Here is a 24,427-nt window from a genome sequence, read left to right as displayed (position 1 = left end):
TATGACAAAAGAACGATGTCCCATTTGTGGTGAACTGGCAGCGATACATGAAGGACGTAAAACAACGTATCATTATAAAAAGCACTCCTTCGAGATCATTCAACCTGCCCTTTGGTGCGACTCATGTGGCGAAGGAGTGATAAGTCCTGAGGATAACAAAGCCACTGCCTTAGAAATTCAAGAGCATCGCTCACGAATTGATGGAATATTAACGCCTGGTGAAATTACCAAAATACGAAAACATTTGAATTTGAATCAAAAAGATGCCAGTCGTCTCTTTGGTGGTGGTATTAACTCGTTTAACCGATATGAGCGAGGAACAAACCCAATACCCAAACCTTTAAGCATGCTTTTAGTGCTTTTAGATAAACACCCAGAGCAACTAAACGAACTATTGATGTCTCAAGTAGCAAATCCATCTGAACCTTGCGCTAGGGCACTATAAAATGAAAGAAACCTTACAAATTACTTTAAGAAAAAACAGGCGGTCTGAAGATTTGATTCAGATCGCTCGAAAAACTAAAGGAGAAAACATTTCCTACAGTTATGGGCAGTCTAATCCCCCGTTGCCTGAAGAGGCGATTTTTTCAGAGGCCGAGCTATTTGAAATTTCATGGTTTGACCAAATGGTTAAGTTTTTTCATGAGCATCAAGATGCTAATGCTACCGATTTAGAACGATATAGACTCTTTATGCCAGATAATTTTTATCAAGCCATTTATGAATTACACAAAAAATGCCAAGAACACAAAATTGATTATAGACCCGTGGACTCCTTGCTTAAGTCCATAATCAATAAGATTAAGGCTACAGAAAAAAGCTTGTATGAAAAAACAGGGATCACAAGTAATGTTTTAAAGGATATTCATTTTAAAACTCTTGCAGAAAACTCGGAAAAGCATAATTCCTCAGCCTTGCTGTTATTCAAAAAATTTATTGAAATTCCTGATTTTTACAATCAATTTAAACAAATTGCTACGAATGACTATAAGAAAAACCCCAATATAAAAATCGGCCATTTTAAAGGGTATGCTCAAGGACATGCGCTACCATCGAAATGGATCTGTGCCTGTGCAATCGATGTCATTGCACAAAGCGAAAGTCCTTTCACTATTCTTAATTCAGAAGAACTCATTGAGCTTTGGATTAAACCTAAATTACGCTCAGGATTTGAACTTTCGCAGTTATTATCCAGACTGAAAGAGATAAACTCATCCCCGGAGTTTATTAAAAGCGTAGAAGAGGCATCTGCGCGTTTTTTATAAGAGCCATTAAAACTGGAAGAAGAAAGGAGAAAGGTTTCGTGAACACAAAAATAAAAGAATTTTTTAAAATCAAAATAGTCCAATTGCTCCTATCTGTCACAATTTCTGTGCCCATTGTTTATTATTTTATACATGCCTCCTATGTAAAGGTTCCGGCGAATGAGCAATATTTATTTGTTGCGTTCCAAATTGTACCTTATGTATTTATTACAAGGTATACATCAAAGCTTGTTGGGTTAGGTTGTTGGTTGGTGATTTTCATATCTCTATTTTTAGTAACTCCGGTTATTACACTCTTCTACGCTGGATTGTATTTATTTGCTAAAATCATGGTCAACTTATGGAAGCAATATAGGACTAATCAATTTGTGAAATATTGAATATTAAGGAGAGGGAATCATTGGAATTTACTTATTTTGTAAATAGGATATCGTGGATAACTCGGCAGAGATGAGCAAATAATTCCCGTTTTTCAATTGAACGCTCACTGTGTTCCTTTTAATACCTCCAGCCCCTTTAATTTAATATAAATAGCGATAAAAAAGCAACTTGGTTTATTGACACTGACTCAAGAACTCTCTTGCTTTGGCCTGATTAATTTGCAGCAATCGCTGTTGAAATTGCAAAAAAGTCATTGACTCACATTGGTCTAATTGAAATCTGCTAATTGGCTTAGCATTATCCAAACGTTCTCTACTACTCCATATCACCCCAACAAGATACTTTTCTTGGTGATGGGCATAAATTATTTCAGCATGGAGAGGCTTGTTGTTATTGGGAAAATATTTTTGGTGTTCTTGATAGTCGTCACTATGCTCATCAATTGGCCAAACAAGTCGTTTTACTTGATAATTTTCATAGCGATTTTTTCCCCTGACTACATCCCGTAGAAAATTTTTAAGCCCATTATTTCGTAAATAAGTATGTCCCTCATCACCATAATGCTTAAAAAATAATTCAGAAATTCGCTCGATGGGGCTTTTTTCTGCAACAAAAAAATAAGGCCAAAAAATGGGTTTTAGAATTAAATAAATTTTCAAGCTAGGACGGGTTTGAAACACATCAATGTCGGTGGTTCTCTTTACCTCATTGCGCTTCAATAAGAATTGAACAGAACCAAAAACTCCAATACATAATCCTGCCATATAAATCGCAAGAATCCAATGAATCATCTCTAAAGACATTATAAATTACTCCTGTTTATTAATTCATCAGATCGATAGCACACCACTGATGCATTCATCTTATATCTCTGATAGTGATGATGGGGCCATTTAGAATGGCATTCTTCTTATGCGAGTAGAAGCATCTGACAGAGTCATTGGTGTTTCACAATAGTCAGGCTAAATTTCATAATTATTAGTCCCAACACCTACCATAGTGCCATATTTTATGGGCTTTAAAGGGTATACATTTCTCATATGGTTTAAAGTGTCTATCATATGGAGTACAATGTAAATTATTATTAAGGAATAAAATAATAAATGAAACCAAATACATCCTTTTTCAATTTATCCCCAAGTGGTTTATTTACCCACTTAAAAGATAACGTGTACTATATAATTGTTTCCCTGTTTGTCACTTTATATTTTTATGGACTTCATTTGGATTCCAAACAACAAAATCCGAACGATTTTATATCTATATCGGAAGCTTGGGAAAATTTAGCTTCTGGTAAATTCATCCATGAGATGACAAATGCATGTAGCACGGCCAGAACTGAGGTATTAGCTTATGATAAGCGCTCTACTTAAAAGGAAATTTTGATCAGCATGAGATTCGTTATTTTCTCCCATCGGAGAAGTTTAAGCTTATCTCGACTCTTTGATTTTTTGCTCAAACAACTCTTTGAATTTATTAAAATTTTCAACGAAAAATGATAAAGGAAAATCTAAAATAATTTGTGATTCATCCGGGCTAAGAGTAACTATTTTATCTGTACAATTATCTTTTACATCCTTAAAGTCACGTTTACTGGCTCCCGTCCTTGCATTTATTACCTTTATTTTCAACGAAGGGGACAAAATAGGAATCTCTGACAAATGATTTACAAGGAATTCTTCATCATGCTTGATGTAGTTTGCTGATGCATTTAAAGCAACTAAAAAAGGTTTTACCTCTTCAAATTTTTTATCAAATCTTCCTAAGAATTTACCTATACAATCGCATGTATTATCTGTAACGATACGCAATAACTCATCTACTAACAAGCGCAATTTAAGGAAAAAAACTGTAATGGAGTTGTGATATTCCGATATGGCCAAATGCTTTAAATAAACCATCATGTCACTTTGTGGTTGAGGAATATCCTCTGGTGTGTCTTTTCCATCATGAATATATTTATGTGCTGCCAAAATTTTTGCTAAAACAAGGTTTATGGACTGCATAAAACCGAGTAACATGACTCCATGGAATCCTCTATCCGATCCTAATAAGCACAAAACGAATGGATCAACTGCCGATGAAAAAAGAGGAATATTTAATAATTGAGAATCTTCAGGGGCAAACTCTAACAGTGCATCCATCAATCGTTTGTTTCGTGTAAAAAATTCCGTGCTCATAATTCACCTCCACTGTAAAAGTAACATTCCAGCATTCTTAAAATTTTAGCCTATAAACTTCAAACAAAAATCTTGAGAGCACGTTTCTATCAAACACATCCTTTAAGGTCTAAAAGAGGATGTCATCAAGCCCAGAAAGGGCTCTAAGCGGACGCCATTTTTTGTCTTTGCAAATACATCCTTAATTATATAAAATAGTGATAAATTAGGTAGTTACATGAGAAAAGAATGGCACGCGAAGGCAAAGCAAAGGTTTTGACGGAAAATGAATTTAAATTGCTCACTTTAGTCGCTAAAGAAGGAAAATTTGGTATTCGCAATCTGGCAATCATTTATTGCTCCTTCGGATTGGGTTTGCGTGCTAAAGAAATCGCCTCACTTACCATTGGCGATGTGGCGAATGTACACTATCAATTATTAGATGAGATCAGTTTAAAGCGATCGATGACCAAAGGAGATAAGCAACGGCATGTCTACCTTACGCATAAGAAAATTCGTGAAACACTACAAGCCCATCTAAATACGTTAAAAGAAACCCCTTTTAATAAACCGCTGTTTCAAACCCAACGCAAAAGCCGATTCACCGCCAACACTCTGCAAAAGTGGTTTCGTGCACTCTACGACAAAGCAGGAATCCATGGGGCAAGCTCACATTCAGGACGACGCACATTTATTACTCGCCTTATTGAGCAAGGGGCAGACATTAAAGCCGTATCTCGTTTAGCCGGGCATGCCAATATTGTCACCACTGCTATTTATGTAGAAGATAACCCTGAACGTCTAAAACGAATTTCCTCGTTAGCATTATTTTAATAATGCTCTGGTTTCTAAACTTTATTCTTTTACAGCTTATTCGGTTTAAAAAAAAGAGTGCTACCACGAACAACGTTTTAAAAAAGATTCACGCTATTATGTGATTCATCTTTGTAAGGATTTGGTGGATGAGCTAGGCTAGGAAATTGGCTTTTTCCGATTTTTGATGAGGGCTTTGAACATTTTTGCAGCCTGACAAAATTAAGAACTCAACGCGGCTACTTACTAAAAACCATGGCTTGCGATAACAACCTAATGCTCCATGTGCTGTCACATTTTATTTCTATGAATGTAATGAATCAGCTATCGAAAGACTACCCAATTAATCCACGAAAGCCGCATCAACGCGTTAGTATCAATAATGTGTTTACATCAAATCTTTGCAAAAATCCAATAACACCCCAGCAATTAGGATTTTATTTTAACTATTTTTAATACAAATTTAGTTCAATTAGTCAATCAAATGTTCCATAAATAATTGGCCTTTAACAAAAGGCTTATTATTGCAAATTAAGAAGCGATAAAGCTAGGGTTTGCATTTGCATTGACATGTAGGCAATCACTTAATATACGTATTCTTTGGAGGTCGATTTCATCTGAAACGGCTTTTAAAATCTAAAATAAACAATCTCAACCATAAAATGGATACGGCTATATTTGTTCTTGCTCGAAATACTCTGATGTTTTTGTTTTATTAATGCTTGGATAAACTTGGGTAATTAGCATTAATGCACTCTCTAACGCATCATTCCTGCTTGGGTAAAAAGTTGGTTCTAAATAAGGCGTGCTTTTGGGTTTTGAAATCCCTGAAAATGAATCAAATGCATGCCCATATTCTTGCTCAATAAACCAACGGCCATCCTTACATTCAACTAATACAAGGCCCGAATCAGGGTAGTCTCCTAAAGCCCAACCAACTAAATCATCCAAGTGTTCATGGCTGATGGTTTGATACAGCAAATGACTATCTATTTTAGTCACTATAACTCCTTTTAAAAACTTAAGCCGTTAATGCGCTTCATTTACAGTCAATTTTATTCCTTCAGCCTCTTGCAAAACATGAATGATTGAAAATAATGACTGTGCCGTAGGGTTTCCCTTAGCACTAAACATTCGTTGCAAACTTTTACTATTTTTATGAACCCTTTCGGCTAAAGGCTCAAATAAAATGGAAGCATTTATATAATCTTTTAATAAGGATTTAGCGACATCAAGCTCATCTGCCAATAACGAATTAACAGCTTCGATTAATAGAGCTCTTCTAAAATCGGAGTCTTTTTGTGCTCTGTCTCGAATGGTACTTTTAAATTCACGTGTTAAGGCCATAATACTACCCTCGTCTTTTTGCTAACTTATATTCTTGCCAATAATTTTTGGCGATTTTAATATCTTTATCCTGTTGCTTTTTCGATCCACCACCAACTAAAATCACTAATTCCTCACCATCTTGACCAAAGTAGATACGATATCCAGGTCCAAAATCAATCTTATATTCAAAAATACCATCACCAAGAGATTTGACATTGGAATAGTTTCCTAACTCCATGCGATATAGTGCCGTAGATACTTTGGCGGCAGCAATAGCGTTGAGTTTATCGAACCATTTGGCAAATGGATCAATGCCATCTTTTGTTATATACGATGAAATTTTTATTTTCATATTCTATATAGTAACCTATATGTTACTTACTATCAAGTTTAGAAGACCTTTCATATAGATCCTTCAAGCTTTCTCTTAAAGAACCTAAAATAAAGGTTCCTTGCTGAGAATCGCCTTTTCTATAAAGAGCTTCGATCTGATAGGTTCGGTCTATTAACTCAAGTAATTCACATTTATTGACTAAGAATTTTACATCCGCTTGATCTGAAGCGTTCATGTCGTTGTGCCTCTAAATTAAATTGCTTATTTCAAAAAATTTATAGTATTGATATGTTATATGGGCTTAAATCAATATCATCCAACTCATTACCCAGCATTAAAGAAATCTTTTTCTGTTTTGATAAGATTACCTTTTTACAAGGCTGAATAAACTCAGGCAGATATGCAATAGACTTAACGCAAGTAATAGCATTTTTTACAGAAAATGATGACATCAGATGAAATGACACATTCAAATGATTGATTTGGCATTCTAATTGACGAGTTGTCGCTCTCATTTCCCCATTTTCATCTACAAAAATTGAGGCTTTAATAAGGCAATTATTTAATTTCTTTAAGTTTTCGTTCGCTAAATCAACTAAATTAATTCTTAGGAGTTGGGGCTTTTTTATCAGATAATAATCCTGCTCACATGTAGCACTAAGGTTGCCACTCTTTATTATTGGTAGAATATTTTTTTTAAAATAGGATATTACTAGACATTTTTCATTTATTTCCTTTGATAAGTGAATTAAAGACACTGTTGAATCCATGTGGTCTGGCTTCGTATTTTTCAATATAGCCTTTTCATTATTCTTTATATTTTGTGCCAAATCACAAGATACAGCACCACGAGCGTAGATATTAGAAGAACTCAAGACGGTTTTTAACAGCTCATGCCTAGCAAAAACATTAATCGACTCATTAATTTCATAGGAATTACTTTTGGAAAAAATGTTCGTTGAAAACAGGAATAAAAAGGAGATGAAAGTCATTAGACATGGTTGACGGGTTACATTTTTTATCATTATCTATCCTTAACTTTCTTGTGACAATATGTCACAAATTATATATCTATTTATTAAAGAATAAAATATAATTTGTGACATATTGTCACGATATATTATTTCTATGGAACCTAACGAATTAGCTATCATTGGAAAAAAACTCTACGGGTCACGTTGGAAAACACCACTTTCCAAGGATTTAGGATGTCGAAGAGAAACCGTTTCACGATGGGCATCAGGAAAACAACCTATCCCCGTTTCTGCAGAAAGAACTCTAATTTTATTATCCTCACAGGCAAAGAAAATCCTATATAAAGAAAAACGTCACCATGCGACAGGAGTCGAAAAAAAAATTGGCGATGCACTCCTAATACATGGCGATGCCAGGAAAGTAATTCTAAAAGAAGCAGTCGATGTAATTTTAACCGATCCGGTTTGGCCAAATGCGATTGAATCCCTAGCTGGCTCACACGACCCGTATACACTACTTTCAGAGTCTATTTTTCATTTAAGCCAATTTTTAATAAAAACCGGGCGAATAATAATCCAATTAAGATGTGATAGTGATCCTCGTATTTTAAATGCCATCCCAAAACAATTCCCTTTTATTAGAATAGTTACACTTCCCTATGCGTTACCTAGCAAACAGGGAAGAATACTCATTACTGGTGATACTGCCTACGTATTTGGCACCCCTCCTAAATCAAGAGCTGGCAATCATTTATTACCTGGGCAACCTCATAGTGATTTTTGTCCGCCTGTGCAACCAGATAAAATAAGGGTAAATCATCCATGCCCTAGAAATCTGACTCATGTAGAGTGGCTAATTGAAAAATTCACTGAACCGAACGATGTTATTCTTGACCCGTTTATGGGTAGTGGAACTACAGCTGTAGCCGCATTAAAAAGAGGCAGAAAATTCATAGGAATTGAAATTGAAAAAAAATATATTAATGAATCAGAACATCGAATTAAACAAACTTATTCAGGAGATTTAAATGATTGAGCGTATTAATTTACTTATTACCAATCATGGATTTGGATTCCAATCATGGAATGATAATTATGGAAAAGGCATATGGGCATGTATCGCTCCTAACGAATTTCTTTTGGATGAAATGAAAGAATACACCTCCGATGGAGATATCGATATGATTAATTCCTCAGATTATATCGAACAAACCAATTGGCTACCATTCGTCACGGGTAGAGACTTTATAGAAGCGCTCAATGAACTTGAAAAAAGATTAGCTTCATTACCTTCTGACATGTTATGTAGAGGCTCTATATGGTCAAACTCCATTCATCAGGCACTTGAGAATCTTCAAGAAATGCGAAGATCAAATGCGTATGACTTATATGGCTCATTACCAAAGACTTTTAATGACCTGCTTTCTAATCCTATAATTTATTAGAAGGATACCAATAATGACAACAACCAAATTGTTTAACTTAGATAAAACTTATTCCCAAGATCTCGCCCACTCAAAAGACGAAATATTTCCTATCGTGCATATATTGATATGAAAGCTCATCAGTTGTTAAGTGAATGCTTTAAGAGTGTCATTACTTCGCCCCATGAAGCCAGTGCTTTTGATGTGGTCAAGCAAAGCGATACAACCCAGTCAAGCGATTTTTAGTAATTGAAGGATCTGCAACTTATATTGATAAGTAGTATAACAATGGCTTTAATACTTAAAGCCTCGACAAACCGTAAGAGGTATTTTTTAATCGAATGATTTTAAGGTTAATACAATGGCAAACTATATTGTTAAAATACTGAACAATGGTAAGAATTATTATTTAATATGGGATACGAATGTTGATGCGCCTGCCATATATGGCTGTAGCTTGAGGGCTTTAAAAGATTACTATCAGCAAGAATATGGTGTAAAAAGTTTGCATGATTTTTCATAGCGATTGAGGCGAGTAGAGAAGAAGGGAGTATCCTCGCATATCCATAATAATTTTGATGAACTTATTGTATGTAACAGGGCAGGGGATAATGAGGAGAAATTGACTAAACAAGAAATAATAGAAAAATTTTGTAGAGAGGAATTTTACGTATAATAAGTAGTAGATTTGTAATATTTGAGTATTACAGTGATCTAAGGCCTTATTAATTCTGAAAGTATGATTTATATCCTAATTTTTCTGCAATAGCCCCATCTGACCATGGATCGTTTTTCTTGCGCTTATAGCACAATTTTGTGAAACCATAAGAAGCAATGAAACCTAAAAGGGGATACAGACGCTACCCCCTATATTGCAACCTCAATTTCTCCTTTTTAAAACTGAATAACACAGCCCAATCACCGATAGTATGGTGCTTTGGAATGAGATGTCATCTAGCCTGGTGAGTTGGCTCGACGCTGGTCGTCAACAGCCAATGACTGAACGCCTGCCGCTGCACAGCTACGCATGAAACTGGTAAGTTGCGACCTTGCTGGAATTTAAACGGGGATACCAACGCGAAATTAAGGGGATGTTTTAGCACAAGCATAACCTGTTGGATTAGTTGACTTTTGAGTTGAAAAAGACCAAACTTACCTTGAAGCGTGCCGTGCTGGTGTTGAACCCACCAGCGCAGCACTAACCATAATCCTAGCGTCAACTAGTATCATGGCTAAGTACAGTTTATCACATTTATTGTCTGTTACAATTTAAGTAGCAGGCTGTTATGTTTTATAACATGTGCAGGGCATTATTCTTTTGGGTTGGAAGTCCAAAGAGTGGCACGATTGCTCTGATTCTACCCATCTTTTTTGCTCGTGTCGCGTGCACGGTACGCTTTCCTTGATTTTAGTTTATAAAGGGAATTCATTTATCATGAAGTGCACGCAAGTACTCAATATCTTATTGATTGATGATAACGCACTAACGTCTTTATTAGCTCTGCGTTTTTTTGCTTATCTAGGTCATAAAGTTCGTATTGCAGATAAACCACAACTACCAAAAGAATTAGAAAACGATTTTGATTTAATTTTAATTAATTTGGCATGTTCTTTTCATGAGCATTGGATTGCTCAGTGTATTCGATGCATTGATCGAAAAGCCCTTGTAATTTCTTATGCTCCTGACTATTTGATTCATGATTTTAATCAAGCAGAACGAAGAAATATTCGTAAGCCAATAAATAATGGGTGGATTCGGCATTCCAAACTATTTCAATTTATCAATGCTTATAAACCGCTAAGCATGGTTTGACTCAGGTATTTTTATGTTGAATCAAATCAAGTTAAGTTTTGGTTTTTTTGCTCTCAATCAAAATGCTCTGCGGTCATTAGCGCATCCCAAAGTATATAAATTGTTAAATTACAGAATTGATGGTAATCCCCACCGTATTTAGCTCGCCATTTATAAAATGTTGCTGCACTAGTGATATGTTCTCGGCATAGTTCTGAAACAGGTGTCCGATGAACAACCAATGTATATAGGCGTATAAATTAAATTATACTTAGTTCTTTCAAAAAGGCTTCCCTGTATAAGATTATACTTTCTTTAATTACTCTATCTTTCTTTTCTAATTTAGGCTTTTTATCAGCATGAACTATTGTATTTCTAATATTAAAAAGATCCTTTAACTGACTAGTAAACATAATTCGCTCTTCTTCTGTTGTCGAAATAAAATATACTAATTTGGATATATAAGTATCTCTGCCTTTTTGACCTTGTGTAGAAGAGTTCTCTTTTCCATACAAGGCTTCAATTGCTATACATAACATGAGAATTTTTTCATTAGTTTCATCTGTATATAAAGCTTTGGTAAACCATTCAAAAGAAAGCTTTAATAAAGGTTTTTTCCTAATAAAAATGAGAAAGTCCTTATTTAAATGTTTTAGTTCATATTTTCGTAAGTAGTATTCTTCATGACATAAATAAAAAATATACATAAAATCTAATTTATAGCAGTCAATTTCCTTTTTATCCATTTTACTTTCAATTAATAAACTTAACTCTTGATCTTGCCCAAAATTCTCTCCTGTAAATAGAGTATTTTTGAAAAAAGAAAAATACCCGAATACCATTCTTATGGTGGATATTGCGGATTGAAGAGCGCTAAATTTAAAGGACTCTTCATCATCAAAATTGAAAAAACCCTGTGCATCAAAGACAATTTGTATTGTCGAGTCACGATTTCTTATTTTAATGCCATTAAGTTGTTTCCTTTTAAAATCATATCGCCCATTAAAATTTTTTATAGTAAAAGTTATTTTATAATCATGCCCCTTTAAAGATGCCAACTTTTCTATGACATCCGAGCATCTTTTCGAGTTGATAGTACTAGCGAGGCCAAAAGCGAAATCTCTTTCGGGACCTTTTATTGCATGGACTCCTTTTTGCTTAAGCAGATATTTATAGTAACTTTCCAGATCGAATTGGTTTATGCATGCAGATAGATCCCTTTGTGAAATAAAATCAACAATTTTGCTAAATTTTTCGTTGAGATTATCATGATGATAATAAAACATATTTTTAAAAATCGCGGTTTCCTGAAAAAGACTCGTCAGCAAAGTGCGAAATTCATCTTTCTTTTTCATGCGAAGTCCTTTTCATTTTTCAAAATTTCACAGAGATAAAATTGTTAAATTTTTTGCTTGGCTATAGTAGAAGTTAATTTTTCCTTATAAATAAAAATTTCTCGACTCATTGACAGTGAATTAGTACTTTTAAGAAAAAAACCAATAATTAATCATAGTCCATGATTATCTTTAATTCATTTAACTAGAGGTGCGGCCGGGATCTTTGTAAAAAAGGGTCATGATTAAATCTTAACCAAATTATTCACTCTATACGGTAGATATACTATGTTTTTGATATTTTATATCAAAGCCCACCATTTCGATTTGGGTTAATATTGTCCAGGGTCGCCTATTATAGGCAAAACACCTCTTGATTCAGTGTCGCTGTATTGACATGACCCTTTTTTACAAAGATCTCGGCCGAACCTCATTTTAAGGAGACAAAAATGAATATTGGACAAGATGAAATAGACGATTTTCATAAATGTATTCGAAGAAATGGATTTGATGAAAATGATTTTCTTTTAAAAGACAAAGATATAACTGATACAACCAAAACAGATTCTAATGGCCTATACGTCAAACAGTTTGAAATAACCGTTGATCGACTATCAAACAAGAAACAAAAATGCTACCAAGGAGGTTATGCAACTCAATGGAACAATGATTTTGAAGACGATTTAACCGCTGGTTTTTTTGGACATCCTTAAAATGTGTCGGAGTCAAAAATCCCACCTAGAGAAAAAGGGCTCTCCTCTTTTTGTGCATGGAAGTGCGAATAGAAAAGTGAAGCCCCCAAACCTTCTCTTATCTTGCCGAGTAAATCAACGCTCTTATATGAATTTTCCTGGAGCGCGATATATATTTTACTGCCTTTTTATTTCCTAAAAAGCGCCCTTATTCGCCTAATTTAGGGTTTCCGCATATCCAGCCCAAACTGGCAATGAACAAATTTGCAACATATTCTTGTCTATATGACTCACTCAGGGCTTTCCATGAGCATGGAAAACATCAAAAATGTAAAATAGCGACTGTTCAAACAATAGAATTTCAAGGAGCTGCTGAATTCTATAAAAAACTAGGCCACATACAATATTTTGAACGTTCTGGATATATTAGGAGTAGCTTCTGTAGCTTGCTGAAGAAAGACCTATAGATAAACCGTAAATTTTGACATGAATGGGGTCACTACCCCATATTGCGCAATTTTTTTTATAAGCTAATTGGTGAAAAACTTAACCAAAGCTGTGCCAATTGGGCTACAATGGGATTTGTTGATACGCACACATCAGACGAAATTCTCCAAAATCTGGATAAAATAGACACCCAACTAGCTGTAGCAACTCATCCTGCTTCTATTACCCTTAAATACAAAATCGCTCATAAGTCTAAAGCATTACAATCCATTTATATTAAATCAATTGTTAATGAACTCCGTGAAGCTAATAACTCAGATTTAGACAGCTACTTTTTTGGTCCCCTTACTATTGGTTATAAAGGAACTGGAAAAAATTTACTTGAGCCAGAATCGAGACAAACAGTTATCGCTTATTTAAATGAAGTTCATCACAAATATACCGCAAAGGATATTAAATCTAATTCAGATGACTTTCATCGAGGCACTACGGCACCATTTTATTTTGAATTATTACAACTTATGGACATTTAAATATACTCTGCGCCAATTCACTTTTTGGCGCTTTAAAGGCCTTATGTAATGAAAGGGATCAATCTCATATAGGGGTTCCAAACGCGATGCATCGCGTGTACGGTCATTTCCCTACCTCATTGAATTTACAAGATTATGGACGTTACAGTAAATCAAACATTATTGTTAATCCTGAAACCACCTCGTTCTTTAGGTTTTTACGAAGCTTACATGCGTATGCAGAAATCTTGACAATCCATGAGCCTCAAGGCCTCATCATATCGAGCCCAGGTAAGTTATGCCCCTCCCTCCATTTCATTACACTAGGCCTATAATTAACTAAATTAATGGTGTTTATATTTTATATATCAATAGCGTATGACTTATTGTTTTTTTATGAGTTTGCGGAATGGAATAATGCAATATGCCGTTAGGCTTATCATGATTTTTATCACTTCCTAATTAACGATCTATTTAGCCCGTTACCCAAGGACTATCTAGTTGCTTGCCGCAATAATTGGCCAAAAGACTATGTGCGGCATTTTAGTCGAGACGACCGGACACGTGTGCGAATTAACTACGAGTACTCGTTGGGCATTAAGCAATAAATTTATTGTTAACCATCAGGTGCTGATGCGAAAATCTTTGCCCCCCTTCTTTAAAAAAGAATAAAGCCACTATCCTAATTTTAAAAAGTTAAACCCTATGTTTAGTTTCAACAGTTTATTTTGCAGCGTAATGTTCAATGATTGACTGTAAAGAAGATGAACCAAAAAACTCCTCAAATATAATATACCTGGGGGTTTTTTGAGGAAAAGAAGTATTAAGGCCACCCGCGGAGATTACGCATTGACAAAAATTTATTTTTGTTGCCTCTGAGACAGTGCTGTTCTTCAAAACACTATTTACATATTCACTCAATTTCCCTCTGTTGTCTTGCCCAAGAGCCTTTCCCCACTGTATATAACGATAAAATAAGCCTATCGAATTATCTGATTCAACAAGATTAGGATCTTTCTTTTCTAGTGAAGAAGATAATTTTTTTAACCATATATTAAGTATTTCTATAATCTGTTCTTTAGTAAAATTTTTTATTGAATTATTTTTAAATGATACATTTTCTAAACTTCCTTCAAGGAACCTTATATTCCTACTACTAAAGTGATCTAGATTATATATTCCATTGTTATTTGTAATACTGAAAGCAGAAAGAACCTTTATGATGAAGGATTCGGATAAAAGTAAATTAGTTTTATCTATTAGTTTTTCCAAAGGAACGAATGAGGATAAATATAATGCGATTTGTGTATAAGGACTTCCGTTTGAGTAATTTACCTTTTTAAGCCACAGCTTATTAAGGGTTTCCAGATTAATCTCTTCCGGCCTTTGCTGTAAGCGAATATTTTTCATCAAAGCCAATGAAATATCTGCCGCAATATTTTGATTTGTCATATCCACTAAAATTTCAAGCGCACCATGAAAATCTCCTTGAAAAAAGTCAAAATATAGCTTTATGTCTTCTAATCGGTTTAAATTTCTTACATATGCATGAAGTAGGCTACGAGGTAAGTCTAAGATATCGAGAATATAGTTACTATTAAAGTGATCTGTAATAAAATAGGGGGTCATATCATTCAGAGCAACAGAATCTGCTTCTGTTAATTTAAGATTCGGATCTATAATTCCTAGAAGAACTTTCTTAATCTTATTATTTAAGTTTAAAATATCTTGTTGAGATTCAGGTTTTTGATTGTTTATTAGATGACTATATCCAGGTTCACTTTTAATATTTTCTAAATGTAAAATATTTTCATGTTTTGCTAAGTACTCTTTAATGATCGGATTTTTAACTTCTATGGCTAATAGCTGTAAGAATAAAATACTATTCCCTGAAAAATCTATAAGTTGCTTATTAGCTGAAGCCAATATTACAAATTTCTTAATGCCACGTGGCGTGATTAAATAATAACATATTTCTCGAAGCTGGTGAGAATATTCGTGGATAAACTCTTTATTACAAATATGATGCGTTATTAGAAGTTCACTCAAAAATTCAACACGATTATCTAATGTCGCCTCAACATGAAAGGTAAGAGTTATTAACTTATCTAAATAGAATTTAACATCATTATAACTAGAGCTTCCTAATTTATTTTCCACAACTAATTTTCTAATTGTTCTATTGTAATCAAGGCCCATTACACAAACTAAAGGCTCAATTGACTCCATAACTCTTGAAAAAAGTAAAAAAGGGATAATCTGTTCGGAACTTAATCTGTCTATCTCATCAATAAAGACATAAAGTTTAATCCCGCTTCGCAATAAAATAGAGTTTATCTCTTGGAATTGTTGGGATGGTAGTTGTTGAACATTTTTTTCCCATAGTCGAGTAAGCTTTTCGACATCAGCAACCCAATCCTTTTCCAAACTTAAAGCCACACCTTGACTAGGATCTGTAAATTGCAAACTTGTTTTGAATCGAATGATTGTTAACATTGATAAAAAAAGCTTTTTAAACGCTTTCTTTATAGCCTTATTTGCAACTTGCTGAATTACTTTAAGGTAAAATAACTCGATCAACTCGCTTACAGTGTGTTTGCCCTCGATTAATGGGTCAAAAGAAATAACAACGTTATTTTTATTTTCGGCTAAATTACTTTTCAATAAGTTAATGACAGATGTTTTTCCAGCCCCCCATTCCCCCGTAAGTGCGATCGTTAAAGGAAAATAAGACTCATCTTTGATGATGTTTAAAATTCGCGGAATGATCGATTCAGAAACATTTAATCTATCATGATTTCTATTAATAATGGATGTATCTGTAATTCTATTACTTTTTTCAATGTCCTTATTTTTTTTGAAAGAAGTCCATTTAGCATATAAGGATTCTAAAATACACATATTCAACTATCCTAAAGATATTAAATTCTTAGTTGTGGGGGTTAAATCTGTTTTAAGTTTTACTTAGGACAACTGAACTAAACGTTTTGGAGTGCTAGTCGTACAAGCAGATTACTCCTCATCAAAATATCCTGATATTCTTTCTTCATTTATATACAAAGAGTCCCAATGGGGGCTTTTGCAAAAAATATCATACTCCTTTGCAATTCATATTCCATCATATGATATGACATAATATAATATAATATAATATGATATTAACCCGAAGCCTTAAGGTTGCTTTTTCCACGTTCAAATAGTTGCCAAAGAGGAGCAACTATTGCGAGGAACGAACAATCATTATGACTTGGTAATTATTAGAAACAGGTACATTTAATTCACCGTTTTCTTTTCGAAAAAGCCTCTAATTCCACAAGATTCGCCAAATGATCCACGTTAGATTCAAAAAACATAGTTTCATGTGTGCCAGGAATCGCATGCACCGTGATCTCGTGTTCAACAAAAGGCTCCCACCCGTTAAAAGGATCATCAGCTAGAACAAAAGCATCCCAAAGATCCTTTGCTTTAAATAACGTGATGTCGGAACGAATAGTAGGAAGCTTAAATGCCAATAGTAGTTTTTTCCTATACTCTTCTAGTTCTTGTAGATGTTCGCTTGTTTGTTGTCCTATCTCCTCATTTTTGCTCAATAGCCCCATCGTATTCGACTTGATTAGCGAATCTGGGTATTTTGCCCATCCATCGAACAGTCCTAAAAATGTAACAGACTTGTTAGACCGCATTAACTGATTCGCCATCTCAACTGCCACAGTTGCACCAAATGAAGCACCGCCTAAACAATATTCCTCACCTTGATATACTTTATCGATTTCTTCCAAATAGAATTGTGCCATCTCCGAAATTGATGCAAATCGGCGCAAATGACCATTAATGCTCTGATCCTCTATCCCATAAATAGTGTATTTCCCATCTAATCTTTGAGCTAATTGTTGATACCAAAAGACCGAGCCGCCTACCGGATGAACCAAAAATAAGGGCGTCTTATGAGGCCCCGATGATAATTTAATGACGCTTGAAGAAGCGTGAGCGTGCGTACTTCTACCTTCCGCAACCAATAAATCCAATTGATGAGCAAGCGAAATAATATCAGGGTACTCAAACAGCACAGAGAGGGGAATTGGTAATTTAAAATGGCTTTTTAAGGCAGAAATGATTTGTAAGGCTAACAGTGAATCGCCTCCGAGTTCAAAAAAATTATCCTCAAGATGAATCACTTGCGACAAAAATGCTTTCTGCCAAATCTCAAGGCAAATTCTTTGGGTATCATTGAGTGCTTGATTTGATAATTCAGGATTATACGCCAGCAAAATACTGGCTTGCCGTTCCAATGTATCAAAATCTATTTTTTCATTTTCTTTTAAAGGAATAGAAGAAACAACACAAAACTCTTTTGGATGCATGTACGCAGGCAAATACAAAGCCAGAAACTCTTTGATTTGATGGGTATTGATATTTTTGTCTTCGGAAACAATATACGCTCTCAAATACTTTTCTTTATGGCGCTCTTCTCGAATCACGACCACCGCTTGAAAAATAGCCTCATGTTTCATAAGGATTGACTCTATAGCGGGTAGTTCAATGCGATAACCCTGAATTTTAACTTGATGGTCGTTTCTACCAAAAAACTGTAAATGGCCTTTAGGTAGCCAGCTGGCTAAATCTCCAGTCTTATATAAAGTCTCCTCAAATTCATTGAACTTCATTTTAATAAACTTTTGCTCGGTTAATTCAGGCTTTCCAAGGTATCCTTCTGTGACTTGAGCACCGCCAATATATAATTCGCCCATCATTCCGATAGGACACAAATTAAAATATTTATCCAATAAATAGCAGGTGCTATTGAAAGCCGGTCGGCCAATAGGAACACTGGCCTCCGTTAAATCATTGAGCTCCGTCACACAATAAGAAGTTGCAGAAACGGTAGTTTCTGTAGGTCCATATTCATTAACTATTGTGCTGGTGGGACATAAGGCTAACCATTGAGTCACCTCTTCTGTATGCACCACATCCGCGCCAAGCAATACATAGCGCAAATCACCTAACTGTTTAATGTCTTCAGGATAGTGCAACAATAACTCCAAATACCCTGGCGTCAACTCAGTATGCGTTATGGCGTATCGTTTCAGATGCTGCAAATACAATTTAGGATTTATTTTTTGCTGTTCATCACAAATAGCCAATGCACCGCCTACCAAGAGTGGTGCTAAAGTACAAGGCACAGATAAATCAAAGGCTAAGGAAGAAGAGAAATCGATAATCGAATCGGCTGTAAATCCATTACTTTGAGTAAACCAATGGCAATAATTGATTACATTCTTTTGAGACACCATCACACCTTTAGGCGTTCCTGTTGTTCCTGAGGTAAACATAATATAAGCCAGTGGATTATTCACCGATGGATTTTCGAGGTCTTGATTAAGCGACAAAGAATTCTCATTGCGTGCCAACAATTCTTCTGCATTGTATAAATGTACGCTCTGTCCAAATTGATTCATCAATGCAGGCATCTGGCTTTCTATAGTCATTAAATGAGTTAACTTCGACTCGTTAATGATCATCTCTATTTTAAGCAGAGGGTATCGAAGGTCGAGTGGAACATAAACACAACCCGCTTTAAGAATTCCCAAAATTAAAGCCAGCATGTTATGACTTCGCGGAATATATATCCCAATTAAGGTCTGCTGAGGAAGATTAAGCGTATTAATAAAAGACGCTATTTTTTCACTTTGTTCCCATAAATGATGATAAGAAAATTCATAGTTATTTTCATAAATCGCAATGCGCTCAGGATGGGTAATGACCTGGTGTTCAAATAGTTGAGTAATGGACGTTGAGGGTAATTCTTCGTTCTGCCCTACCCCCCAATCATTAAGGTTTTCACGCTCCATAGTCGTTAAAAAGCACATATTATGGATGGGTTGATTGGAGTTTTGATACATCCATTGAAGAATATTTTCCAAATGCTGCGGCATATTCGTTAAAATAGAAGACAAACCACCGCCCTGATGTTTTTTATTCAATCGATGATAAATTACTAATTCATTTTGCTCGTTAATTTCAAAATGAATCAGTGAGTTTGGAGGCACGTCCTGTTCTTTTTTAGAAAGACCCAAGGTAATCACAAAGTCAATTTGTTTGGTTTCCAAGTCAGGATGACGCATGAAGATATCAGTAAGGTAAGTTCCATGCGTTTTAATCTCATTAATCTGCTCAGTGAGTTCCTGCATCAACTGTTGGGGTGTGATTTCACGATCAGATTCAAAGGTAAGAGGTAGTAAACTAGAAAAAATTCCGCCACATAAGCCGAGCTCGTTGAGTTCATCATCATTATAAAAAACGGTGAACGGCTCATAATTGTTCAAACGATACAAATAAATAAAAACACAAACCAATAACTGATAACGAACATTCTCCATTGCATAAGAATCGCTACAAACAGATCCCAATTGTTTGTATGTACTATTAGAATCCGTAGCCATTTTTGAAAATAAAGTATGCTCCTCTGCTCTTAGGAGTTGTTTGAGCCAAAACGGTTCTTCTTTTAAGCACTTCTTATATAAAGGATGGTAGTGCTGTATTAGCGCCCCATCAAAACAAGGAAGCATGGAGTTCACTCGCAAGTTAGCGCAACGCACTAGCTCATCCATTGATAATGGAACACCGTATAGGGTGTAAAAACCATTTAACAAAACAGAGCCACATTGAGTGGAAATCAATAATCCTTCCGGCTTAATAGCCAGTAATTGGCCTCCGATGCGTGCAATTTCCTCATCTTCAACTGGCTTTACCTCACGTACAACCACCGCATTATGCCCTAAGTATAATTTTAATAACCCCACATTGTTATTGTAATGGCCAAAGGTCAAGGCGCGATTTGTCCGCTCGATATCACGTGCACGAGCAGTATTCCAATTAATAAACCCCAAATCAGGGACAACATGTGTTACGCCATAGTAACTACGCTGTTTTATATCTTGGATTTGTCTCTGGATGGTGGACGTTTCAATGGCCTTAATCACCTGTTCAAACCCATTAATTGCTGCTTCAAAACATCTTAAATTAAGTGTAAGCGCCGTATCCTCATTAAATATAGGAACACGACTTTGATGGATGATGCTTCCTGCATCAATTTCAACATTGAGCTCATGCCAGGTGATTCCATGAGTCGATTCGCCATTAATTAAAGACCAGGTTGTGGCGTTAACACCCGCATAGGAAGGTAATAGAGAGTCATGATAATTAATCGCGCCCAACCGTGCGATGTCTAATTGTTTTTGCGTCAATATGGTGCTGTTAACAATACTAAACAAGTAATCAACACGATTATCGTCCGTAGGAAAAAGCTCATCAAATGAAACACACCACGCAATGTTGTTGTCTTCACACCAATACTGAATTGATTTAACGGGTGAAATTACCCATTTTATGTGGTGGCCTTTATCTAAAAGGAACTGACCGCACTGAATCAACAAACTATCCTCGCCCATAAGAAGACAGCTTATGCTCATATCCCACCCCTCTTTATTCTTAGTCTATAATTAATCTCAAAACGATCTCTATTATGCCCATGAATGCACAATAAACAAGCACTATGTGTGAAGGATATTGTTAGTAATGAATACAAACTATAAATCACAAGGCTTTTTCAATCTTATGGAGCAGGTATTAGCCACCAAGTTAAGTGAGCTTTTTTTCATCCTTGATGAGCAATTGAATATCCTTTTTATTAATGATAGTGCAAAACAAATATTTCAATGCGCCAATAATGAGGTGCATGAAGTCAATTTTTCGACTTTTTGTACCCAAAAACAAATAGATGCCAAACTCCTGGCTTTTGTTCATCAGGCTCAAAACGCCCAAAGTAAAAAACTTATTTACCAAGGCATCGAATTAACCTGGTCTTTTGAAACGATCGAATTTGAAGATACCAAGTACTATTTAGTGCAAACCCTCAATTTTACTCAAAGCAAAGACAAGGAAACCATTCATAATTTAGAGTCTCTCATTGAAAACATGCCGTGTAATGTGTATTGGATGAATAAAGAGTGTCTTATGGTAGGTTGTAATCAAAACGTGCTCAATATGCTTCAAATGAACAAAGAAGAATTTATCGGTAAATCCTACGAAGAGTTATCTCAACTCTGTCAGTGGCCAGAAGGGTTAGCAGAAAAACTTAAAAATGACGATTTAACCGTGATTAATAAGGGAACGCCTATATTAGACAGCGAAGATCCACCGATTCCCAATCCAGAGGGTTCTTCTTTTTATTTCTTAACCAATAGAGTCCCCTTATACAATCAACAAGGTGAAGTTACAGGGGTAGCGGGTATTTCTACAGACATCACCGCTTTGAAGCAAGCACGTGAACTTGCTGAGGCAGCCAACATAGCCAAAACTGAATTCATTGCCAACATAAGCCATGACATCAGAACACCTTTGACTGGGGTTATTGGTCTATCTGAACTGTTAGAGCAGAGCCTCAATAACCAGGAGGACAGAGATAAAGCCCACATGCTCCATGACAGTGGTAAAGAGCTATTGCATATGCTCAATGATATTTTAGATGATGTGCGTGCCGGAAATCTACGAGAAACCGACGTTAAAACAGAATCGTTTGACCTGCACCAGTGTATTGACGATTTAATTCGTTTGGAAACACCGGCTACCTCGTTAAAACACCTTGCTTTAAAGGCTCATATTGCACCGAATGTACCACGTTATATACGCAGCGACCGCAATAAAATTCATCGAATTTTATTAAATCTTCTGGGTAACGCCATCAAATTTACTCAGTCTGGATGCATTACCTTATCAATTGAATGCCTGCACCTGGGTGAATCGACTGTACATTTAAAGTTAGGGGTGTCCGATACCGGAATTGGAATCCCGGAAGAGGTGCAATCTCAAGTATTCCAACGCTTTTTTAAAGTGAGCTCCTCGTATAAAGAAATTTATACCGGCCATGGCTTGGGCTTACACATTGCCCAATCTTATGTCACCTTATTAGGAGGACATATCACTTTGACCAGTAAGGTAGGAGAAGGAACCACTTTTCATTTTGACGTGCAATGTCCTTTAGGTGAAGCCCCAGCCCTGAGCAAGGTTCAAGCTTCACCCTCCCCTCCTTCGAAAGCGGCCTCAAAAAAAGCCCACCTTTTATTGGTGGAAGATAATGTCATTGCCTTGAAAACTCTGGAAATGATGCTCTCCCAAGAAGGTTACTCCTTTATTTCTGCCACCTCTGGAGAGGACGCGTGGACTTTGTTACAAACAAATCCGGTGGATTTAATCATTACGGATATTGGCTTACCGGGTATCTCTGGGACACAATTAAGCACTCGAATTCGCAATAAGGAACGTGTATTAAATCAATCCATCACTCCCATCATAGGCCTAACAGGCCATGCTAAAGAAACTGCATGGGAAGAATGTCAGCGTGCTGGAATGAACGATGTATTAAGTAAACCTGCATCAATCAACAGCTTAGAACAATGCATCCATCGAGTACTAAATCCAGCGTCGTTAGTACCTAAAAATAACCCGGGTTTGGATAAACCACTATTTTTGGGAGCAGGTTTACCCAAAACCGAAGAAGAGCTCTTTCAATTAGATGCTTTTGCTCTATTTGATGAACAACGTGCTCTGACGCATATTCCGGATCTAAACTTACTTGCAACACTCTTGAATACCTACCTCTCCGATGAAATACAAAAAGACATTCATCAAATGAAGTTAGAGTACCAACATTTAAATTGGCATAAAGTTGAAGAGCTCGCACACAAAATCAAAGGTGGAGTAAATTATCTGGGCATCCTTAAAATGAGCTATGCGTGTCAGTATCTTGAACGCTATTATAAAGAAGGACACCGCTCATTATTGGAGCCGCTCTATCTGCAGCTCATTAAGGTGAATGAAGAAACTATAGAAGCCTTAAGTCGATGGCTTAATCGCTAAAATGCGTATTTACCAAAATTCTCATCAACAGAGGGTATTATGGCTAAATCAATTTGGAAAGGCGAAATTTCATTTGGGCTGGTATCTATCCCTGTGTCCTTAGTATCTGTAGAGGAAAATAATGACCTAAAGTTTCATCTCCTTGATTCAACAACAAACTCTCGCGTTAGGTATCAACGTGTTAATGAAGACACCGGGAAAGAAGTTCCCTGGGAAAATATAGTTAAAGGCTGGGAATATGAAAAAGGCAGTTACATCATTGTGAATGAAGGGGCGTTTCAAAAAGAAAGTCCTGATGTGTTTCAATCAATAAATATCGAGGAGTTTGTTGATTTGAAAGAAATAGATAACCTTTATTATTCAAAACCCTACTACCTGCAACCGGAAAGTAAAAATAAAAAAACTTATGTTCTTATAAGAGAAGCCCTTAAAAATACAAATAAAGTAGGAGTAGCCAAGGTAATTATTCGGACAAAAGAATCGTTAAGTCTTGTTATTCCGCACGATCACGCATTACTTTTATATTTAATCCATTTTGCAGACGAAATCCGCGAAGAGGAAGAAGTAAATGTTCCCCGAGAAGAACTAAAAGTCTATAAAGTTACTGACAAAGAAATTAAAATGGCAGAGGCCTTAATTAAAGACATGTCCACCGCCTGGTATCCTGAAAAATACCATAATGAATACCGCGAAACGATGCAAAAATGGTTAGATAAGGAAACAGCGAAACTTAAAAAATCAGGCAAAAAAGTTTCCAAAGCAGCTACTCAAAGTCGCGATTCAGTAGTTGACTTCATTGCTTTACTTAAAGAAAGTATGGGCAAGAAGAAGAAAACCGCTTCCCGTTCTCCAGAAGCAGTCAAAAAGAAACGAACCTAATCAATAATTGTGCCTAATAAGCGCCCTGTTCAGAAGACTTAGTGACGTAACTCTCGCGAGCATTCTTCTATTAATTATTATATAACAATAGGTTATATTTTAACCCGCACATGAAGCATTACATTGGTGAAATTTTTAATGACTGGTAATTTATTGCGCAGTATAATGAGCGTTTTT

General features: G+C 35.7%; 23 protein-coding genes and 1 pseudogene. 13 read left to right on the top strand and 11 right to left on the bottom strand.

Features of this window, described 5'->3' with window-relative positions; genetic code table 11:
• The first annotated feature begins 1 nt into the window (after position 1).
• Positions 2 to 445: a type II toxin-antitoxin system MqsA family antitoxin gene (locus tag BN3124_RS00305; RefSeq protein WP_058532885.1), complete on the top strand. Its 444-nt coding sequence runs from the start codon at positions 2 to 4 to the stop codon at positions 443 to 445.
• A gap of 1 nt (position 446) precedes the next feature.
• Positions 447 to 1,265 carry a hypothetical protein gene (locus tag BN3124_RS00300; protein ID WP_058532884.1) on the top strand — a complete coding sequence of 273 codons (819 nt, stop codon included), beginning with the start codon at positions 447 to 449 and terminating at the stop codon, positions 1,263 to 1,265.
• Positions 1,266 to 1,819: 554 nt separating this feature from the next.
• On the opposite strand, the gene BN3124_RS00290 is transcribed toward BN3124_RS00300, so the two are convergent.
• A complete protein-coding gene (locus BN3124_RS00290) occupies positions 1,820 to 2,449 on the bottom strand; it encodes a hypothetical protein (protein WP_058532882.1) in 630 nt (209 codons plus the stop codon).
• Positions 2,450 to 2,749: 300 nt separating this feature from the next.
• Between BN3124_RS00290 and BN3124_RS00285 the strand changes: the two genes are divergently transcribed.
• Entirely contained in the window at positions 2,750 to 3,019 is a 270-nt protein-coding gene (locus BN3124_RS00285) for a hypothetical protein (protein ID WP_058532881.1), read from the top strand.
• A gap of 57 nt (positions 3,020 to 3,076) precedes the next feature.
• On the opposite strand, the gene BN3124_RS00280 is transcribed toward BN3124_RS00285, so the two are convergent.
• Positions 3,077 to 3,826 (bottom strand): hypothetical protein, encoded by a 750-nt coding sequence (locus BN3124_RS00280; RefSeq protein ID WP_058532880.1) that lies wholly within the window; start codon positions 3,824 to 3,826, stop codon positions 3,077 to 3,079.
• A gap of 228 nt (positions 3,827 to 4,054) precedes the next feature.
• Between BN3124_RS00280 and BN3124_RS00275 the strand changes: the two genes are divergently transcribed.
• Entirely contained in the window at positions 4,055 to 4,639 is a 585-nt protein-coding gene (locus BN3124_RS00275; RefSeq protein WP_058532879.1) for a tyrosine-type recombinase/integrase, read from the top strand.
• Between the two features lie 651 nt (positions 4,640 to 5,290).
• On the opposite strand, the gene BN3124_RS00270 is transcribed toward BN3124_RS00275, so the two are convergent.
• From BN3124_RS00270 to BN3124_RS00250, 5 genes are read right to left on the bottom strand one after another with little or no spacing between them, the layout of a single operon-like run.
• The gene (locus tag BN3124_RS00270; RefSeq protein WP_058532878.1) at positions 5,291 to 5,620 is read right to left on the bottom strand and encodes a hypothetical protein; all 330 of its coding nucleotides are present in this window, start codon (positions 5,618 to 5,620) and stop codon (positions 5,291 to 5,293) included.
• 27 nt (positions 5,621 to 5,647) lie between these two features.
• The gene (locus BN3124_RS00265) at positions 5,648 to 5,965 is read right to left on the bottom strand and encodes a hypothetical protein (RefSeq protein ID WP_058532877.1); all 318 of its coding nucleotides are present in this window, start codon (positions 5,963 to 5,965) and stop codon (positions 5,648 to 5,650) included.
• A gap of 4 nt (positions 5,966 to 5,969) precedes the next feature.
• Positions 5,970 to 6,299, bottom strand: coding sequence for a type II toxin-antitoxin system RelE/ParE family toxin (locus BN3124_RS00260; RefSeq protein WP_058532876.1), 330 nt, complete (start codon positions 6,297 to 6,299; stop codon positions 5,970 to 5,972).
• A gap of 22 nt (positions 6,300 to 6,321) precedes the next feature.
• Positions 6,322 to 6,516, bottom strand: coding sequence for a hypothetical protein (locus BN3124_RS00255; RefSeq protein ID WP_058532875.1), 195 nt, complete (start codon positions 6,514 to 6,516; stop codon positions 6,322 to 6,324).
• A 40-nt stretch (positions 6,517 to 6,556) separates the two neighbouring features.
• Positions 6,557 to 7,306: a hypothetical protein gene (locus BN3124_RS00250; RefSeq protein ID WP_058532874.1), complete on the bottom strand. Its 750-nt coding sequence runs from the start codon at positions 7,304 to 7,306 to the stop codon at positions 6,557 to 6,559.
• Positions 7,307 to 7,409: 103 nt separating this feature from the next.
• On the opposite strand from BN3124_RS00250, the gene BN3124_RS16575 reads away from it, so the two are divergent.
• From BN3124_RS16575 to BN3124_RS00230, 4 genes are all read left to right on the top strand, one after another.
• On the top strand, positions 7,410 to 8,291 hold the full coding sequence (locus tag BN3124_RS16575; RefSeq protein WP_078061426.1) for a DNA methyltransferase: 882 nt from the start codon (positions 7,410 to 7,412) through the stop codon (positions 8,289 to 8,291).
• A complete protein-coding gene (locus BN3124_RS00240; RefSeq protein ID WP_058532873.1) occupies positions 8,284 to 8,700 on the top strand; it encodes a hypothetical protein in 417 nt (138 codons plus the stop codon). Before BN3124_RS16575 ends, BN3124_RS00240 begins: the two co-directional genes overlap by 8 nt.
• A gap of 340 nt (positions 8,701 to 9,040) precedes the next feature.
• Positions 9,041 to 9,202: a hypothetical protein gene (locus BN3124_RS17035; RefSeq protein WP_155522654.1), complete on the top strand. Its 162-nt coding sequence runs from the start codon at positions 9,041 to 9,043 to the stop codon at positions 9,200 to 9,202.
• 912 nt (positions 9,203 to 10,114) lie between these two features.
• On the top strand, positions 10,115 to 10,492 hold the full coding sequence (locus tag BN3124_RS00230) for a PleD family two-component system response regulator (protein ID WP_058532871.1): 378 nt from the start codon (positions 10,115 to 10,117) through the stop codon (positions 10,490 to 10,492).
• 128 nt (positions 10,493 to 10,620) lie between these two features.
• Here the strand turns inward: BN3124_RS00230 and BN3124_RS16910 are convergent.
• Positions 10,621 to 10,698, bottom strand: a pseudogene (locus BN3124_RS16910) (transposase); the annotation flags it as partial.
• 33 nt (positions 10,699 to 10,731) lie between these two features.
• Positions 10,732 to 11,826 carry a HEPN domain-containing protein gene (locus tag BN3124_RS00225; RefSeq protein ID WP_058532870.1) on the bottom strand — a complete coding sequence of 365 codons (1,095 nt, stop codon included), beginning with the start codon at positions 11,824 to 11,826 and terminating at the stop codon, positions 10,732 to 10,734.
• A 428-nt stretch (positions 11,827 to 12,254) separates the two neighbouring features.
• On the opposite strand from BN3124_RS00225, the gene BN3124_RS00220 reads away from it, so the two are divergent.
• The 3 genes from BN3124_RS00220 (at position 12,255) to BN3124_RS17425 (ending at position 14,128) form a co-directional block, all read left to right on the top strand.
• Entirely contained in the window at positions 12,255 to 12,518 is a 264-nt protein-coding gene (locus BN3124_RS00220) for a hypothetical protein (protein ID WP_058532869.1), read from the top strand.
• A 554-nt stretch (positions 12,519 to 13,072) separates the two neighbouring features.
• Positions 13,073 to 13,477, top strand: a complete 405-nt coding sequence (locus BN3124_RS00215; protein WP_230849019.1) for a hypothetical protein — start codon at positions 13,073 to 13,075, stop codon at positions 13,475 to 13,477.
• Positions 13,478 to 13,987: 510 nt separating this feature from the next.
• On the top strand, positions 13,988 to 14,128 hold the full coding sequence (locus tag BN3124_RS17425; RefSeq protein WP_269057614.1) for a DUF6012 family protein: 141 nt from the start codon (positions 13,988 to 13,990) through the stop codon (positions 14,126 to 14,128).
• Between the two features lie 51 nt (positions 14,129 to 14,179).
• Here the strand turns inward: BN3124_RS17425 and BN3124_RS00210 are convergent, their stop codons facing one another.
• Together BN3124_RS00210 and BN3124_RS00205 are read right to left on the bottom strand one after the other, a co-directional pair.
• Positions 14,180 to 16,357 (bottom strand): P-loop NTPase fold protein, encoded by a 2,178-nt coding sequence (locus BN3124_RS00210; RefSeq protein ID WP_058532868.1) that lies wholly within the window; start codon positions 16,355 to 16,357, stop codon positions 14,180 to 14,182.
• Between the two features lie 377 nt (positions 16,358 to 16,734).
• Entirely contained in the window at positions 16,735 to 20,925 is a 4,191-nt protein-coding gene (locus tag BN3124_RS00205; protein WP_078061425.1) for an amino acid adenylation domain-containing protein, read from the bottom strand.
• A gap of 106 nt (positions 20,926 to 21,031) precedes the next feature.
• Between BN3124_RS00205 and BN3124_RS00200 the strand changes: the two genes are divergently transcribed.
• Positions 21,032 to 23,371, top strand: coding sequence for an ATP-binding protein (locus BN3124_RS00200; protein ID WP_058532866.1), 2,340 nt, complete (start codon positions 21,032 to 21,034; stop codon positions 23,369 to 23,371).
• Positions 23,372 to 23,410: 39 nt separating this feature from the next.
• Positions 23,411 to 24,250 (top strand): non-homologous end joining protein Ku, encoded by an 840-nt coding sequence (gene ku, locus BN3124_RS00195; RefSeq protein ID WP_058532865.1) that lies wholly within the window; start codon positions 23,411 to 23,413, stop codon positions 24,248 to 24,250.
• The last annotated feature ends 177 nt before the right edge of the window (positions 24,251 to 24,427 follow it).

Source organism: Legionella saoudiensis, from assembly GCF_001465875.1.
Classification (GTDB): Bacteria; Pseudomonadota; Gammaproteobacteria; order Legionellales; family Legionellaceae; genus Legionella; species Legionella saoudiensis.
The sequence above is the reverse complement of the archived record's forward strand: the minus strand, read 5'-3'. Positions and strand labels throughout refer to the sequence as shown.